This is a genomic window from Noviherbaspirillum soli, assembly GCF_015352955.1.
Classification (GTDB): Bacteria; Pseudomonadota; Gammaproteobacteria; order Burkholderiales; family Burkholderiaceae_D; genus Noviherbaspirillum_A; species Noviherbaspirillum_A soli.
The window spans coordinates 1-16,194 of record NZ_JACYOX010000014.1 but is presented as its reverse complement, the minus strand read 5'-3'; the positions used below and the strand labels follow the sequence as shown (position 1 = coordinate 16,194).

8 protein-coding genes are annotated in these 16,194 nt (G+C 67.5%); 7 read left to right on the top strand and 1 reads right to left on the bottom strand.

Annotation, left to right across the window (positions count from 1 at the left end; genetic code table 11):
• The first annotated feature begins 13 nt into the window (after positions 1-13).
• Together IGW04_RS12365 and kdpE are read left to right on the top strand one after the other, a co-directional pair.
• The gene (locus IGW04_RS12365) at positions 14-1,633 is read left to right on the top strand and encodes a DUF4118 domain-containing protein (protein WP_194713388.1); all 1,620 of its coding nucleotides are present in this window, start codon (positions 14-16) and stop codon (positions 1,631-1,633) included.
• Positions 1,626-2,324: a two-component system response regulator KdpE gene (kdpE, locus tag IGW04_RS12360; RefSeq protein WP_194713387.1), complete on the top strand. Its 699-nt coding sequence runs from the start codon at positions 1,626-1,628 to the stop codon at positions 2,322-2,324. Before IGW04_RS12365 ends, kdpE begins: the two co-directional genes overlap by 8 nt.
• Before the next feature lie 398 nt (positions 2,325-2,722).
• Here the strand turns inward: kdpE and IGW04_RS12355 are convergent, their stop codons facing one another.
• Positions 2,723-3,040 carry a formate dehydrogenase accessory sulfurtransferase FdhD gene (locus tag IGW04_RS12355; RefSeq protein WP_228527057.1) on the bottom strand — a complete coding sequence of 106 codons (318 nt, stop codon included), beginning with the start codon at positions 3,038-3,040 and terminating at the stop codon, positions 2,723-2,725.
• A 406-nt stretch (positions 3,041-3,446) separates the two neighbouring features.
• On the opposite strand from IGW04_RS12355, the gene IGW04_RS12350 reads away from it, so the two are divergent.
• The 5 genes from IGW04_RS12350 to IGW04_RS12330 form a co-directional block, all read left to right on the top strand.
• Positions 3,447-4,925: an efflux RND transporter periplasmic adaptor subunit gene (locus IGW04_RS12350; RefSeq protein ID WP_194713386.1), complete on the top strand. Its 1,479-nt coding sequence runs from the start codon at positions 3,447-3,449 to the stop codon at positions 4,923-4,925.
• Entirely contained in the window at positions 4,922-7,060 is a 2,139-nt protein-coding gene (locus tag IGW04_RS12345; RefSeq protein WP_194713385.1) for a biotin/lipoyl-binding protein, read from the top strand. Before IGW04_RS12350 ends, IGW04_RS12345 begins: the two co-directional genes overlap by 4 nt.
• Before the next feature lies 1 nt (position 7,061).
• A complete protein-coding gene (locus IGW04_RS12340; protein ID WP_194713384.1) occupies positions 7,062-8,999 on the top strand; it encodes a preprotein translocase subunit SecA in 1,938 nt (645 codons plus the stop codon).
• A gap of 10 nt (positions 9,000-9,009) precedes the next feature.
• Positions 9,010-9,933, top strand: coding sequence for an efflux RND transporter periplasmic adaptor subunit (locus tag IGW04_RS12335; RefSeq protein WP_194713383.1), 924 nt, complete (start codon positions 9,010-9,012; stop codon positions 9,931-9,933).
• Positions 9,934-9,952: 19 nt separating this feature from the next.
• Positions 9,953-16,194 (top strand): cadherin-like domain-containing protein (locus IGW04_RS12330; protein WP_228527064.1); only part of this gene is annotated, 6,242 nt, incomplete at its 3' end.

The following is a 16,194-nucleotide window of genomic DNA, read 5'->3' as shown; positions in this document are numbered from 1 at the left end:
CTGTTGATCTCGCATGCCAGCTTACAAGCCCGAGGTTTCCGCTGCCGGTCTTTCCGGTCGAAATGACGGCAACGCCATCCCTGCGCCGTTTCACGCGGCCGGGGTGCGTGCCTATCTCTGGACCCTGGCTGCCTGTGCTGCCACGGCGCTCCTTGCCATGCCGATGTATGGACGCCTGGAAGCCGCCAATATCGTGATGCTGTTCCTGCTGAATGTGGTGCTGGTGGCCATGCGTTTGGGGCGTGGCCCGGCCATCCTCGCTTCCGTGCTGGGCGTTGCGCTGTTCGACTTCTTTTTCGTGCCGCCTCGCTTTACCTTCGCCATCGGCGACCTGCAATACCTGGTGGTATTCGCCGTCATGCTGGCGGTCGGGCTGATCGCCGGCGAGATGACCGCCAGGCTGCGACTTCAGGCCACTGCCGCTGCGCACGGCGAAGCGCAGGCCAGGGCGCTCTATGAATTCGCGCGGGAACTGTCCGGGGTGCTGCAATCCGGGCAGATCCTGGACGTCACCCGTTCCTTCATCCGCAAGACATTCAACGCGCAGGCCGTCATGCTTTTGCCTGACGCGGCGGGACGGCTCCAGCTGCCGGCCCCCGGCGCCGATGGGTATGCGCATGTGGCGCCGGCATCGCTCGATATCGACGTGGCGCAATGGGCGTTTGACCATGCAATGCCGGCTGGCATGGGCAATGGCCCGTTTCCCGACAGCCGGCTGTTTTACCTGCCGCTTCTGGCCCCGATGCGCGCCCGCGGGATACTGGCAATTTCGCTGGAGGCAAACCGCTGGCCCTTCCCGCCGGAGCAGAGACGGCATCTCGACACCTTTGCCATGCTGGCCGCCATTGCGCTGGAGCGGGTGCATTACATCGAGGTGGCGCAGCGGGCGCAGGTCCGCATGGAGTCGGAGCGGCTGCGCAATTCCCTGCTGTCGGCCCTGTCCCATGACCTGCGCACGCCGCTGACTTCGCTGGTTGGACTCTCCGAGTCGCTGACCCTGTCCAGGCCAGCGCTGTCGCCGGCCCAGAAAAGCATGGCAGAGGCGCTGCACCAGCAGGCGCTGCGCATGAGCACGCTGGTCGCCAACCTGCTCGACATGGCACGCATTACCAGCGGTGAAATTCGCCTGAACCGGGAGTGGCAACCCATTGATGAAGTGATCGGCAGCGCGCTGCGAGCAAGCGAACCGCTCCTGTGCGCGCATGGCGTGGTGACCCGCCTGGCGCCGGACCTGCCCATCGTGCAGATCGACGCGGTGCTCATCGAGCGTGTGCTGTGCAACCTGATCGAGAACGCCGTGAAATACACCGCCGCCGGTTCCGCCATCACCATAGGGGTCGAGGCGGAGGGCGACAGCATGCGGCTGGCCGTCTCCGACAACGGACCCGGCATCCCGCCGGGCCGCGAGGAGACCATCTTCGACAAATTCTCTCGCGGCGAGCGGGAGTCCGCGATTCCCGGCGTGGGGCTGGGACTGGCGATCTGCCGTGCCATCATCGAAGCGCATGGCGGCGGCATCCGCGCCAGCCGCGTCGACGAGGGAGGCGCTGCATTCATCATCACTATCCCGCTGGGCACACCGCCTCCCTTGCCGGACGCGGAAGCCATGGCATCTGGAGAGGATCATGAGTGAAGTCCAGCCTGTCGCCTTGCTGGTGGAGGACGAGCCGCAGGTACGGCATTTCGTGCGCACCGCGCTGGAGGCGGAGGGCTGGCGTGTTTTCGAGTCCGACAACCTGAAGCGCGGCCTGATCGACGCCGGCAGTCGCCGCCCGGACCTGGTCATCCTCGACCTGGGCCTGCCGGATGGCGATGGCATCGGTTTCATTTCCAGCGTCCGGCAATGGTCGCCGGTGCCCATCATCATCCTGTCGGCGCGCACCAACGAGCAGGACAAGATCCGCGGGCTGGATGCTGGCGCCGACGATTACCTCACCAAGCCTTTCGGCCTGGGCGAACTGCTGGCGCGGGTGCGTGCTGCGCTGCGCCGCCAGCACCGGCCGGAAGGGGAGGCCGGGAGCATGATTGAATTCGGCGATGTCCGCGTGGACCTGCAGGCGCGCCTGGTTTGCAAGGCCGGAGAAACGGTGCATCTGACGCCGACTGAATACCGGCTGCTGATGGTGCTGGTCAACCATGCAGGGCGCGTGGTCACCAATGCCCAGCTGCTGCGGGAAGTGTGGGGGCCGGCGCAGGCGGACAACGGGCATTATGTGCGCATCTACATGGGCCACCTGCGCCAGAAGCTGGAGAACGATCCGACCCGGCCGCGGCATATCGTGACCGAGCCGGCAGTGGGGTATCGCCTGTTGCTGCCTGTCTGAGGAAAGGTCGGCAGGCGGCTTGCTGCCTTCCGCATGCATCCCTAAGGCATTTCCAGCCTGACTGGCATCAACCGATCAAGCAGGATTGCCTTTGGAAGAGTCGCCCGAGGGTGAGTAGGGTGCAATACCCGAAGGGCATTGCACCGCGGTCGCATACCGCAAAGACCATCTCAAGGACCTTCTCCGGTCCACGCATGGTGGAATGCCCCTTCGGGGTATTCCACCCTACAGCATCAGGGGTATGTGCAGGATGCAGGTTGCGCCGCGCCTAAACCTGCGGCATGAGGCTAGTCTGGCCAAATTCGCTCTAGCCGGGCCAACGATTTTCCTGCGTTCTGCTCCAGGGCAAAACAAGCTGCATGCCCGCCATCGCCATCTCCCATGCCGGAAGACGGAAGCTAAGGGATGAGATCGGCATGCCGGCTGATCGCATCCCTGACGCTCCGGCGCAGAGGTGCCGCGCCATGTTCTCCCGCCTGCTCAAGCCACTGGCACCGCACGAAGCCGGCCAGGCTGATGCCGGCTGTCTCGGCCGGCCGGGCCGCCAGGCCGGTCGGAGCCGACACCGCGGCCAGCATGCCGATGCCCAGCGTGGCAGTCCTCTGCACCATCCCGCAGCTCGAGCGGCTGGTGACCAGAACGGCGCCGCAGAAGAAATCGGCGCGCCGGCCGGCCAGGGCGCCAGGCAGCTTGTACGGCGCATCGTGCCGCTCCATGGGTCGCGCCGGTCCTGTGCTGCAGCCCTTGCATGCCTTCCATCTGCCGGAAGGCAGCTTCCATGCTGGTGGAACCGGAGCGGCTCCCGGGTCGCTTTCTGGAAGTGCTTTCTTCCCGAAGACCATGCGGTTCAAGGCCGAGGTCGGCAAGTTGCCCGGCTACGATGCAGGCACCACCGGCGTGGTCAGGGACCTGAAGGATGCGTTTTCGGGGATGGTGTCCTGACCGTCGGACGGTTTGGAAAAACGACGGATTCTTGCTCCACTATCACCTTGCCGGGCAGACATGATGCCGGGACAAGGGAGTGGCGATCGTGTCATTCATGCATCAGCAGATTTGAAAGTTTCTGAATTTTACTGCCGATAACCGAACGTTTTCTTTATTATTGCCATTCGGAAATTAAGAATGGATATTCGTCCGGCCGACGCCAGGATTGCCTGCGTGACGGCCTGTTCAACAGCACCCCACATCGTTTACATGGAAATATTGGAGACTCCGGGCACGGTCGTGGCGCGGCCGCCAGCCCCGGCTGTGGCGCTGGAGCTACAGGCATCGATGATGCGCCAGGAAGGTTTCGACGCCGCCGCAGCCGCGCTGGCGACCGGACTGGCGCGGCTGTTCGATGCAGAGCGGGTCGCCATTGGCATGGAACGGCGTGGCCACATCGACGTCGTCGCGCTGTCCCACGGCGTCAGCGTCGCTGCGTGCGGCGAGTTGGCCGAGCTGATCGCCGAAGCGATGGCCGAAGCAATCGACCAGGCCGCGACCGTGGGCCATCCCTCGCTGGATGCGCAGCCGCGCATCACGCACGCGCATGCTGCCCTGGCGCAGAAGGCCGGCGGCGCGGTTTTCTCGGTGCCGCTGCTCCATGCCGGCCGCCTGCGCGGCGCGCTCACCCTCGAGCGCCACGGCGAGCGCGTCTTCGACGCCGCTGACCAAGCCTGGTGCGAGCTATTGCTTGCGTGTGTTGCGCCGGTGCTGCTGCTGCTGCACGATAGCGAACGTTCGCTCGCTTCTCATGCCGCTGCCACGCTGCGGCACGCCGGTTCGCGCTTGCGCGGCGAGCACGGCTGGCGCTTTCCGGCCCTGCTCGCCGCATCAACACTAGCCGCAGCTGGATTCTGCCTGGTTCCTGTATCGAACCAGATCGTGGCGCCGGTGCGCCTGGAAGGGGCAATCCAGCGTGCCCTGACCGCACCGGACGATGGTTACCTGCAACAGGTCAATGCGCGTCCGGGAGACCTGGTGAAACAGGGGCAGGTGCTGGCCGAACTGGCACAGCAGGATCTGGTGCTAGAGCAGAAGCGCCTCGAAGGCGAACTTGGCCAATATGAAGGCGCCTACGGTGCGGCACTGGCGCAGGCGGACCGCACGGCGCTGGTTTCCAGCCAAGCAAAAATGAACCAGGCGCGCTCGCGTCTGGAAACGATCGCGCGCCAGATCGAGCGCGCCCGCATCACCGCGCCTTTCGATGGCGTGGTGATCAGCGGGGACCTGGCCCAGTCGCTCGGCGCGCCGGTGCAGCGCGGGAACCCTCTGCTGGTGGTTGCGCCGAGCGATCGCTATCGCATCATCGTCGACATCGACGAGCGCGACATCGCCGATGTCGCCAGCGGCGCTTCGGGGCGGCTGCGCCTGACCGCGCTGCCTGAGCAGCCGATTTCATTCTCGGTGCTGCGCATTGCGCCGGTCGCGGTCACCCGGGACGGCCGCCACTTTTTCGAAGCCGAAGGCCGGCTCGATTCCGCTTCTGCAACGCTCCGGCCGGGCCTGGAAGGCATCGCCCGCATCGATGCGCCGCGCCGCTCGCTGGCCGGGATCGTGCTGCGGCGCCTGACCGGCTGGCTGAAGCTGACGCTGTGGTCGGCCGGGTGGTGGGGATGACAGCCCTGCACAGCCAGCACTGGTACCGCGTGGCCGGCCTGCGTCCGCGGCTGCGCGCGCATGTTCTGGTCCGCCGCCGCCGGCAGCGCGACCAGGTCTGGCACCAGCTCATCGATGCCGCCAGCGGCCGGCGCCACCGGCTCAACCGCGAAGCCTGGCGCTTCGTCGGCTGCTTCGATGGCAAGACCAGCGTCGGCGCCGCCTGGGAAGCGCAGCTGTGCCGGGAAGGCGACGCCGTGCTGAGCCAGGATGAGGCGATACGGCTGCTGGAACAGCTGTCCAGCGCGGAATTGCTGCAATGCGAACTGCCGCCGGACCTGGGCGCGCAATTCCGGCAAAAGAAACAGCGCGAAAGCCGCCAGCGCTGGATGGCTTTGAACCCGCTGGCAATCCGCGTGAAGCTGTTCGACCCGTCCGCGCTGCTGGAACGTGCCGCGCCGCTGCTGCCGCGGCTGCTGTCGCGCGCGAGTTTCCTTCTGTGGCTGGCGCTGCTGCTGCCGGCGCTGACCATGCTGCCGCGCTGGTGGCCCGAGCTGAAAGCGTATGCCGCCGCGCATGCCGATGCGCCGCGCACGCTGGCGCTGGCCTGGCTGCTGTACCCGCTGATCAAGGCCCTGCACGAGGCCGGCCATGCGCTCGCGGTGCGCCGCTTCGGCGGCACGGTGCGCGAGGTCGGCTTTACCGCCTACCTGCTGATGCCTGTCCCCTATGTCGATGCCTCGGCCGCGGACGGCTTTGCGCGGCGTTCGCAGCGCGCCCTGGTCTCGGGCATCGGCATCATGATCGAGCTTGCGATCGCGGCGCTCGCCTTCTATGCCTGGACCGACCTCGCGTCCGGCCTGGCGCGTGACATTGCCTTTGTCGCAATGCTGATCGCCGGCCTGTCGACCCTGGCCGTGAACGGCAATCCTCTGCTGCGTTTCGACGGCTATCACCTGCTGTGCGATCTGCGGGATCTGCCCAACCTCGAGGCGCGAAGCCGCGCCTGGTGGTCCGGCCTTGGCGCCCGTCTGCTGCGCGGCGCGCCGACCGCGTCGCTCGCGGCCGCGGCCGGCGAAACCAAGTGGCTCTTCGCCTATGCGCCGCTGGCGCTGGCGTTCCGCCTGTTCCTGGCTTGGCACACGGTGCTGTGGGCTGCCGACCGATCAGTCTGGTTGGGATTGCTGGTGGCGGCGCTGCTGCTGCTGTCGATGGCGCGCGCGCCGCTTGCCGCCAGTGCGCGCATGGCGCGGGACGTGCTGCGCGACGTCGAGCGGCCGCGTACCCGCATTGCCCTGGTCGGCTCATTGCTGTTGGCAGCCATCGGCGTTTTCGTGCTGCCGCTGCCATACAGCGTGACCGCGCCGGCGCTGGTCTGGCTGCCGGAGCAGGCGCAGCTGCGGGCCGGTGTCGAGGGCAGGATCGTCGAACTGCGCGCGCGCGACGGCATGGAAGTCGTTTCGGGCCAGGTGCTGGCTGTGCTCGACGACCCGGACCTGCGCGACACCCGCGACCAGGCGGTGAGCCGGCTCGATGCCTTGCGCGCCGAGCAGTACGGCTTGCTGAACACGCGGCGCGCCGAGGCCGTCGCCATCGAAAGCGCGCTTGCCCACGCCAGCGCCGAAGTCGCGCGGCTGGACGAGCGCATCGCCCAGCTCACCATTCGCGCACAGAGCGCCGGGCGCATGGCCTTGCCGCGACAGGACGACTTGCCCGGCACTTGGATGAAGCAGGGCGCGCTGCTCGGCAACGTCCTGCCGCCCGGCGCGCCGGTGCTGCGTGCGGTGGTGCCCAATGCGGATGCCGCGCTGCTGCGCGAGCGCACGAAGACGATATCCGCCTGGCTGGACACCGCGCCTGGCACCAGCCTGCCGGCCACGCGGCTGCGCGACATACCGGCCGCCAGCAAGCTGCTGCCGGACAAGGCGCTGGCCGACCGCAATGGCGGCGACATTCCGACCGACCCGGCCGATGCGGATCACTTGCGCGCTCTGGAGCCGATGTTCGCCATTGACCTTGGCCTGCCAAGGGATGCGCCGGCACGCGCCGGCGGCCGCGCCCTGGTGCGCTTTGACCTGGGCGGCTCGCCGCTGGCGCTGCAATGGGCGCACTCACTGCGCCAGCTCGCGCTGCGCCATCTCGGTGGAGGAAGCTGAGGTGGCAGGAAAGGCTCTGCAGCCCAGGCAGGCAGTCCCGGCCCCGGGCCTGCTTTTCGGTCCCTATCCGCAGCGCGACGAGGAGGCCCGGCGCGCGCCGCTGTCCGCCTGGCCAGTCGCGCTGCCCGATCTGCGCGCGCGCCGTCGTCGCGCCTTTATCGCCGACGCGCGGCGCTGGCAGCGCCGCTTCGAACTCTTGCCGGCGCCGGAAGGCGCGGCACGGCTGGCGACGCTACGCGCGCTCCTCGCCCGGGACGGCTTCGAAGACAACCTGCTTGCCCAGGTCTTTGCATTGATTGCGCTTGCCTGCCAGCGCACGCTGGGCATCGAGCCGCACGACACCCAGCTGCTGGCCGCGCGCATCCTGCTCGAACGCAGGCTGGCCGAGATGGCAACCGGCGAAGGCAAGACCCTGGCTGCCGGCATTGCCGCGCTGGCCGCGGCGCTGGCCGGCGTGCCGGTGCATGTCGTTACTGCCAACGATTACCTGGCGCAGCGCGACTGCGCGAAGCTGCGGCCGCTGGCCGAGGCGCTCGGGCTGTCCGCTGGCGCGGTGGCCGGGACCATGGATGTCGCGGCCCGCATACGGGCATATCGCTGTGACATCTGCTGGTGCGCCGCGCGCGAACTGGCCTTCGACTACCTGCGTGACAGCCTGGCCGTGCGCAGGGGCGGCGAAGCCGCGCTGCTGCGCGGGCTGTGCATGGCCATCGTCGACGAAGCCGACTCTATCCTGATCGATGAAGCAAGGGTGCCGCTGGTGCTGTCCGAAGCCGCGCAGGCTTCGCCGCGGGAGCAGGCGGAATTCGCTCATGCCTGGCGCCTGGCGCAGCGCCTGCTGCCGGGCGTTCATCATGCGGGCGCCGCCGCGCCGCGCCTGACCCGCGCCGGCCGCGCATTGCTGGCTGAATCCGCGCGCCACGAGCCGCCGCCGTGGAGCGCGGCTCAACGCGGTGAAGATTTAGTGTGCGCCGCGATCCTTGCGCGCGACACTCTTGAAAGCGGCGTGCATTACCATGTGCGCGGCGGCAAGGTCTGCCTGATCGACGACACCACCGGCCGCAGCGCCGAGGGCCGGGCTTGGTCCGGCGGCCTGCAGCAGATGGTCGAGCTGAAAGAAGGCTGCGCGCTGAGCCCGCCGGCGCAGACCGCGAGCCGCATTAGCTATCAGCGCTTCTTCCCGCGCTACCTGTGGTTGTGCGGCATGAGCGGCACCCTGGCCGAATCGCGGCGCGAACTATTCCAGGCCTATGGCATGGCGCTTGTGGGCGTGCCGCTGCGCGGCACCAGCCGGCGCACCCTGCTGCCGCCGGCGGCATTTTCCGACACAGCGACCCTGTGGCGCGCGGTGGCGCGGGATGCGGCGCGCCTGGCTGCGTCCGGGCGGCCGGTGCTGATCGGCACCGACAGCGTCGCCGACTCCGAGGCGCTCTCGCGCGTATTGTCTGAAGCCGCACTAGCGCACGCGGTGCTGAACGCGCGCTTCGATCGGCACGAGGCAGCCGTCGTCGCCGCGGCCGGAATGCCGGGCGCGATCACGGTCGCCACCAACATGGCAGGGCGCGGCACGGATATCGCGCTCTCGCCGGCCGCCGCGGCAAGCGGAGGACTGCACGTGATCTGCTGTCAGCAGAACCCGTCCGCGCGCATCGACCGCCAGCTGATTGGCCGCTGCGCGCGCGCCGGCCAGCCGGGCAGTGCGCAGCGCCTTGTCGCCCTCGACGGCCGGATGCTCGCCGGCGCGACGCTCGCACGCTGGCTGCGCCGCTCTTGCGACGACAATGGCGCCGCGCGCGGCTGGCGCGCCCGGCTGGCGCTGATGTTGCTGGGTTTCGCGCAGCAGCGGCAAGCCCGGCGCGAACGGCGCCAGCGCCGCCTGCTGTTGCGGCAGGAAAGGGAAATGGCGCGCTGGCTCTCCTTTAGCGGCCGCACCGAATGAGGAAAACAGGATGAAAACGAAAAAGACTTCTATGCGCATCGCCGCCGGCATGCTCGCCGCGCTTGCCGCAACCTATGCCCATGGCGCCGGGCCGCTCGGCTGCCTGATCGAACCGGAGCGCATCGCCGAGGTCGGCACGCCGGCCGCCGGCGTGATCCGCAGCATGCTGGTCGAGCGCGGCGACCGCGTCAGGAAAGGCCAAGTGATCGCGGTGCTGCAGGACGACGTCGAGCGAGCATCAACCGAAGTCGCGCAGACGCGCTACCGGGCCGAGGCCGAAGTGCGCGCCGCGCAGGCTAATGCCGACCTCGCGCACCAGCGCCGCGACAGGGCGCAGGAATTGCAAGCCAGGGGATTCATTTCCGCGCAAGCCCTGGAGCAGACGCTGGCCGAAACCCGGGTCGCCGAGGAAAAGCTGCTGCAGGTGCGCGAACAGAAACGCTCGCTGGAAAAGGAATGGCAGCTGGCGCGCGCGCGGCTGTCCGAGCGCACGATCCGCAGTCCCTTCGATGGCGTGGTGGCAGAGCGCTATTTCAGCGCCGGCGAACGCGTCGAGGAAAAGCCGATGGCGCGCATCGCGAAGATTGATCCGCTGAGGGTGGAAGTGATCCTGCCGGCGGCGATGTACGGCAGCGTCCATGCCGGCAGCGCCGCGCGCATCGCCGCCGATCTGCCCGGCATGGCGCCGCTGCCGGCGCGGGTCACGCTGGTGGACCGGGTGCTGGACGCGGCCAGCGGCACCTTCCGCGCGCGCCTGCTGCTGCCCAACGCCGACGGCCGCATCCCGGCCGGCCTGCGCTGCCGCGCCGAGTTCGATGCTGCCACCGGCCCGAGCCCCGCGCCGGCGCCGGCGAGCGCCACCGTGCCGTCCGGCGCTCCGTTGAAGCTGGATCATGGCCTGACGCTGAACGGCGCCCCAGGCCGACGCATGTAGGAAAGAGCCGCACGTGACAATGCCCTTTCCGCGGCGCGCCGCCGCAGGCTACACCAGGTTCCCGATCTCGCGTCTCCTTGCGCGCCTCGCCGATGCATGGGCAATGCGGGCGCAGCCGGCGCGCAGCGCGCCGCGCATGGAAGAAATCGAGCCGCGCCTGCTGTACTCGGCGGACCCGGCGCTGCTGGGCGTCTCGCTCGCCGGCGCGCAGCCGGTGGTGGAGCAGCGCATCGTCGGCCAAGGCGGGGAATTTCAGGGAACGGCCGGCGTCACCGATAGCGATGGCAGAACGCACGAGCTGCTGGTGGTCGGCGCGGACATCGAGAACAGCGACACATTGCTCAAGGGCCTGGCCGGCGACGGCCGCGATATCGAGGTGCTGGTGCTGGATCCGAACCGCGACAGCATCGCGCAGATCAGCCAGGCCCTGGCCGGACGGCAGGACCTGTCGGCGATCCACATCCTGTCGCACGGCGCCCAAGGCGAACTCGCGCTGGGTGCGACCCGGCTCGACAGCGCCGAGCTCGCGGCGCGCGCCGGCGAGATCGGCCTCTGGGGCGACGCACTCAAGCCCGGCGGCGACATCCTGCTTTACGGCTGCGACGTGGCGGCGGATGACGTCGGCCAGGCCTTCGTGCGCCAGTTCGCCGCGCTGGCCGGCGCCGATGTTGCGGCCAGCGACGACCTCACCGGCGCGGCAACTCGGCACGGTGACTGGACCCTGGAATATGCGACCGGCCGTATCGAGACCGGCGTCGCGTTCACGGCGGCAGCGCAGCAGGCGTGGGGCGGATTGCTGGAAACCTTGGTCAACGGGAACGCCGGCGACAACCAGACGCAGGCCGCGGTGGCCGTCGGGGCCAATGGCAACACGGTGGTGGTCTGGACGGCGGACAAGGCCGAGGACGGCGACAGGCATGGCATCTTTGGGCAACTGTTCGACGCGCATGGCGACCCGGTCGGCATTCAGTTCCAGGTCAACACCAGCTTTCACGACGAGCAGCAGAATGCCGCGGTCGGCATGGCTGCCGACGGCAGTTTCGTCGTGACTTGGCAAAGCCGTAGCGGCGACCTCGGCGAATCGGGCTGGGGCATACGCGCGCAGCGCTTCGATCAGGCCGGCAACAAGATCGCCTCGGAATTCGTCGTGAATGCGCTCACCGCTAACGAACAGACCTCGCCCGCCATCGCCGTAGCCGCTGATGGCCAGTTCGTTATCGCCTGGGCCAGCAGCGTCAACAACGATGTCTATGTGCGCCATTTCGATCGCCTCGGCAACGCGCTCTCCGGGGATATCCAGGCCAATCCGGTCAATATCGGCGCCACGCAGTCTGCGCCTTCGGTCGGCATTGCCAAAGACGGCAGTTTTCTGGTTGCCTGGCAGAGCGACAGCGGCGGCACCGGCAAGTCTGTCTTCGCGCAGCGCTTTACTGCCCTCGGCATGCCCAGCGGACTCAGCTTCCGCGTCAACGCTTGGGACGCCAACGACCAGATCGCGCCCACGGTAGCCATGAACGGCAATGGCTATGCCGTGATCGCCTGGACCAGCGCCAACCAGGATGGGGACAAGAACGGCATTTATGCGCAGCGCTACAACCCTGACGGCAGCGCCGCCGGCGGCGAATTCCGCGTCAACAGCATCACCGTCAACGACCAGAGCCATCCCAGCGCCGCCATCGACGGCGCCGGCAACGTGCTGATCGCCTGGTCCAGCGTCGGCCAAGACAACGGCGGCTCGACCGGCGTCTACGCACAACGCTATGACGCAGGCGGCGCCGCTGTCGGCGCGGCATTCCTGGTCAACACCACCACCGCGCAGAACCAGCAGGCACCAGTGGTGGCGATGAGTCCGCTCGGTAGCGCCGCCATTGCGTGGGAAGGCAACGGCGTGGGCGACACCAACGGCGTATTCGTCGCCAGCTATGTCGCCGCCAACACGCCGCCGACGGCAAATGCCGACGCGACGACAGTCCTTCAGGGAAGCCAGGTGATGGGCGCCGCTCCCGGCGTGCTGGTCAACGACAGCGACCCGGACGCCGGCGCCACGATCGCGGTCGCCGCGGTCAGCGCCGGCGTCGGCGGCACGCCGGTCGCGGTGCCAGCAGGCGGCGTAACCATCAGCGGCGTCTACGGCGAGCTGACGCTAAATCCGGATGGCAGCTACAGCTACATCGCCAATGCCGCTGCCGCCTATGCGCTCGGCGCCGGGCAGACGGCCAGCGAAGTCTTCACCTACGTGATCAAGGACAATAACAACGCCGCCGCGAGCGCCACGCTGACCATCACGATCACCGGCGCCAACGACGCGCCGGTCGCGGCGAACGACCGTTATGCGGTGGACAAGAACAAGGCGCTGGCCGTGTCGGCCGGCGACGTGTTCCGCAACGACCGCGATCCGGACACAGTGCCGGTCCCGGATAGGCTGTCGGTGACGGGCGTCGGGATCGCCGGCGGTGCCGCCGGGACCGTGGGGCAGGTGCTGGTCGGCCAGTACGGCAGCCTGACGCTGAACGCGGACGGCAGCCTTACCTATACGCCGAATAGCGGCAATGCCGCGGTATCCACGCTCGCTTCGGGTTCTGTGCTCACCGACCTCTTTACTTATCGGGTATCGGACGCGGCGGGAGCGTCGTCGCAAGCGGTGATTGCCATCGACATCGTCGGCAGCAACACCGCCCCGGTGGTCAACGACGACAGCTATGCGCTGCAGCAGGGCGCGTCGCTCGTGGTCGGGCCATCCGGCGTACTACGCAATGACTTCGACCAGGAAAGCAATCAGCTGTCCGCGGCACTGGTCTTGAACCCCTCGAACGGCACGCTGAAATTCAACAGCGACGGCTCCTTTGTCTACACGCCGAACGCGTCCTTCTCCGGCGTGGACAGCTTCACCTACCGGGCCAGCGACGGCTCGCTCACCTCGGCCCGTGACGCCACGGTCAGCCTGACGGTCATCCATGTAAACCATACGCCGGCCGCGACCGACGACGCCGTCGGCGTCACCCAGGATTTGACCGCCAGCGCCGCGGCCCGCGGCGTGCTGACCAACGACATCGACGCGGATTCTGGCGACGTGCTCGCCGTCACGGCTATCGAATCCGGCGTGGACAAGGTTGCGGTCGCGGCGGGTAATTCGGCCGTCATCTCCAGCGACTATGGCACCCTGACGATATACAGCGACGGTTCGTACAACTATGTCGCCAACGGCCTGGCGAGCCGGGCGCTCGGCGCCGGCGCCGTGTCCAGCGACAGCTTTGTCTACACCATCAGCGATGGCAATGGCGGCAGCGCCAGCGCCAATCTCGTCTTCACCGTTACCGGCACCAATGACGTGCCTACGATCACCGGCATGCCCGCCGACCAGCGCGTCGCCGACAACGCGACCATTTCCCCGTTCACCACGGTGCTCGTGGGCGATGTCGACAACCCGTCGGAGACATTGACGGTCACGATCTCGCTGGACATTGCGGCCAAGGGCGGCCTGTCGAACTTCGGCGGCGGCAGCTACGACACCGGCACCAGCGTCTACACCGTCACGGGTACGGCCGCGCAAGTCACCGCGGCGGTCAATGGCCTGGTGTTCACCCCGGCGGCCAACCGCGTGGCGCCGGGAAGCAGCGAGACGACGACGTTCAGGATTTCGGCATTCGATGGCAGTGTGACGACGGCGGACTACATGACCAGCGTGATATCTACCTCGATCAACGACGCGCCGACCGGCTCGGCTACCGCTGCGCTGGCTGCGGGCGCCGAAGACACGGCGTACACCGTGGCTGCGGCAAGCCTGTTGCAGGGCTTCGGCGATGTCGATGGCGATATGCTGTCAGTGGCGAATCTGACTGCCGACCATGGCACGGTGACGGACAATCAGGACGGCACCTACACCATTGCTCCAGCCGCCAACTACAACGGTACGCTTTCCCTGCGCTACGACGTGGTGGACGGCAACGGCGGCATTGTGGGCGCCATGCAGAGCATCACGCTGGCTGCCATCAACGACGCGCCGACCGGTTCGGCCACGGCTGCGCTGGCTGCGGGCGCTGAAGACACGGCGTACACCGTGGCTGCGGCAAGCCTGGTGCAGGGCTTCGGCGATGTCGATGGCGATACGCTGTCAGTGGCAAATCTGACCGCCGACCATGGCACGGTGACGGACAATCAGGACGGCACCTACACCATCACTCCAGCCGCCGACTACAACGGTACGCTCTCGCTGCGCTACGATGTAGTGGACGGCAACGGCGGCATTGTGGGCGCCATGCAGAGCATCACGCTGGCTGCCATCAACGACGCGCCGACCGGTTCGGCCACGGCTGCGCTGGCTGCGGGCGCTGAAGACACGGCGTACACCGTGGCTGCGGCAAGCCTGGTGCAGGGCTTCGGCGATGTCGATGGCGATACGCTGTCAGTGGCGAATCTGACTGCCGACCACGGCACGGTGACGGACAATCAGGACGGCACCTACACCATTGCTCCGGCTGCCGATTACAACGGTGCGCTTTCCCTGCGCTACGACGTGGTGGACGGCAACGGCGGCATTGCGGGCGCCATGCAGAGCATCACGCTGGCTGCCATCAACGACGCGCCGACCGGTTCGGCCACGGCTGCGCTGGCTGCGGGCGCTGAAGACACGGCGTACACCGTGGCTGCGGCAAGCCTGTTGCAGGGCTTCAGCGATGTCGATGGCGATATGCTGTCGGTGGCGAATCTCACTGCCGACCATGGCACGGTGACGGACAATCAGGACGGTACCTACACCATTGCTCCAGCCGCTGACTACAACGGTACGCTGTCGCTGCGCTACGACGTCGTGGACGGCAATGGCGGCATTGCGGGTGCCATGCAGAGCATCACGCTGGCTGCGATCAACGACGCGCCGACCGGCTCGGCCACGGCTGCGCTGGCTGCGGGCGCCGAAGACACGGCATACATCGTGGCTGCGGCAAGCCTGTTGCAGGGCTTCGGCGATGTCGATGGCGATATGCTGTCAGTGTCCAATCTGACCGCCGACCATGGCACGGTGACGGACAATCAGGACGGTACCTACACCATCACTCCAGCCGCTGACTACAACGGTGCGCTTTCCCTGCGCTATGACGTGGTGGACGGCAATGGCGGCATTGCGGGCGCCATGCAGAGCATTACGCTGGCTGCCATCAACGACGCGCCGACCGGCTCGGCCACGGCTGCGCTGGCTGCGGGCGCTGAAGACGCCGCGTACACCGTGGCTGCGGCAAGCCTGTTGCAGGGCTTCGGCGATGTCGATGGCGATATGCTGTCAGTGTCCAATCTGACCGCCGACCATGGCACGGTGACGGACAATCAGGACGGCACCTACACCATTGCTCCGGCTGCCGATTACAACGGTGCGCTTTCCCTGCGCTACGACGTGGTGGACGGCAACGGCGGCATTGCGGGCGCCATGCAGAGCATCACGCTGGCTGCGGTCAACGACGCGCCGACCGGTTCGGCCACGGCTGCGCTGGCTGCGGGTGTTGAAGACACGGCATACACCGTGGCTGCGGCAAGCCTGTTGCAGGGCTTCGGCGATGTCGATGGTGATACGCTGTCAGTGTCCAATCTGACCGCCGACCATGGCACGGTGACGGACAATCAGGACGGCACCTACACCATCACTCCAGCCGCTGACTACAACGGTACGCTCTCGCTTCGCTACGACGTGGTGGACGGCAATGGCGGCATTGCGGGTGCCGTGCAGAGCATTACGCTGGCTGCGGTCAATGACGCGCCGACTGGTTCGGCCGTGGCTGCGCTGGCTGCGGGTGTTGAAGACACGGCGTACACCGTGGCTGCAGCAAGCCTGTTGCAGGGCTTCGGCGATGTCGATGGTGATACGCTGTCAGTGTCCAATCTGACCGCCGACCATGGCACGGTGACGGACAATCAGGATGGTACCTACACCATTGCTCCGGCTGCCGACTACAACGGTACGCTCTCGCTGCGCTACGACGTGGTGGACGGCAACGGCGGCATTGCGGGCGCCATGCAGAACATCACGCTGGCTGCCATCAACGACGCGCCGACCGGCTCGGCTACCGCTGCGCTGGCTGCGGGCGCCGAAGACACCGCATACATCGTGGCTGCGGCAAGCCTGTTGCAGGGTTTCGGCGATGTCGATGGCGATATGCTGTCAGTGTCCAATCTGACCGCCGACCATGGCACGGTGACGGACAATCAGGACGGCACCTACACCATCACTCCATCTGCCGACTACAACGGTACGCTCTCGCTGCGCTACGACGT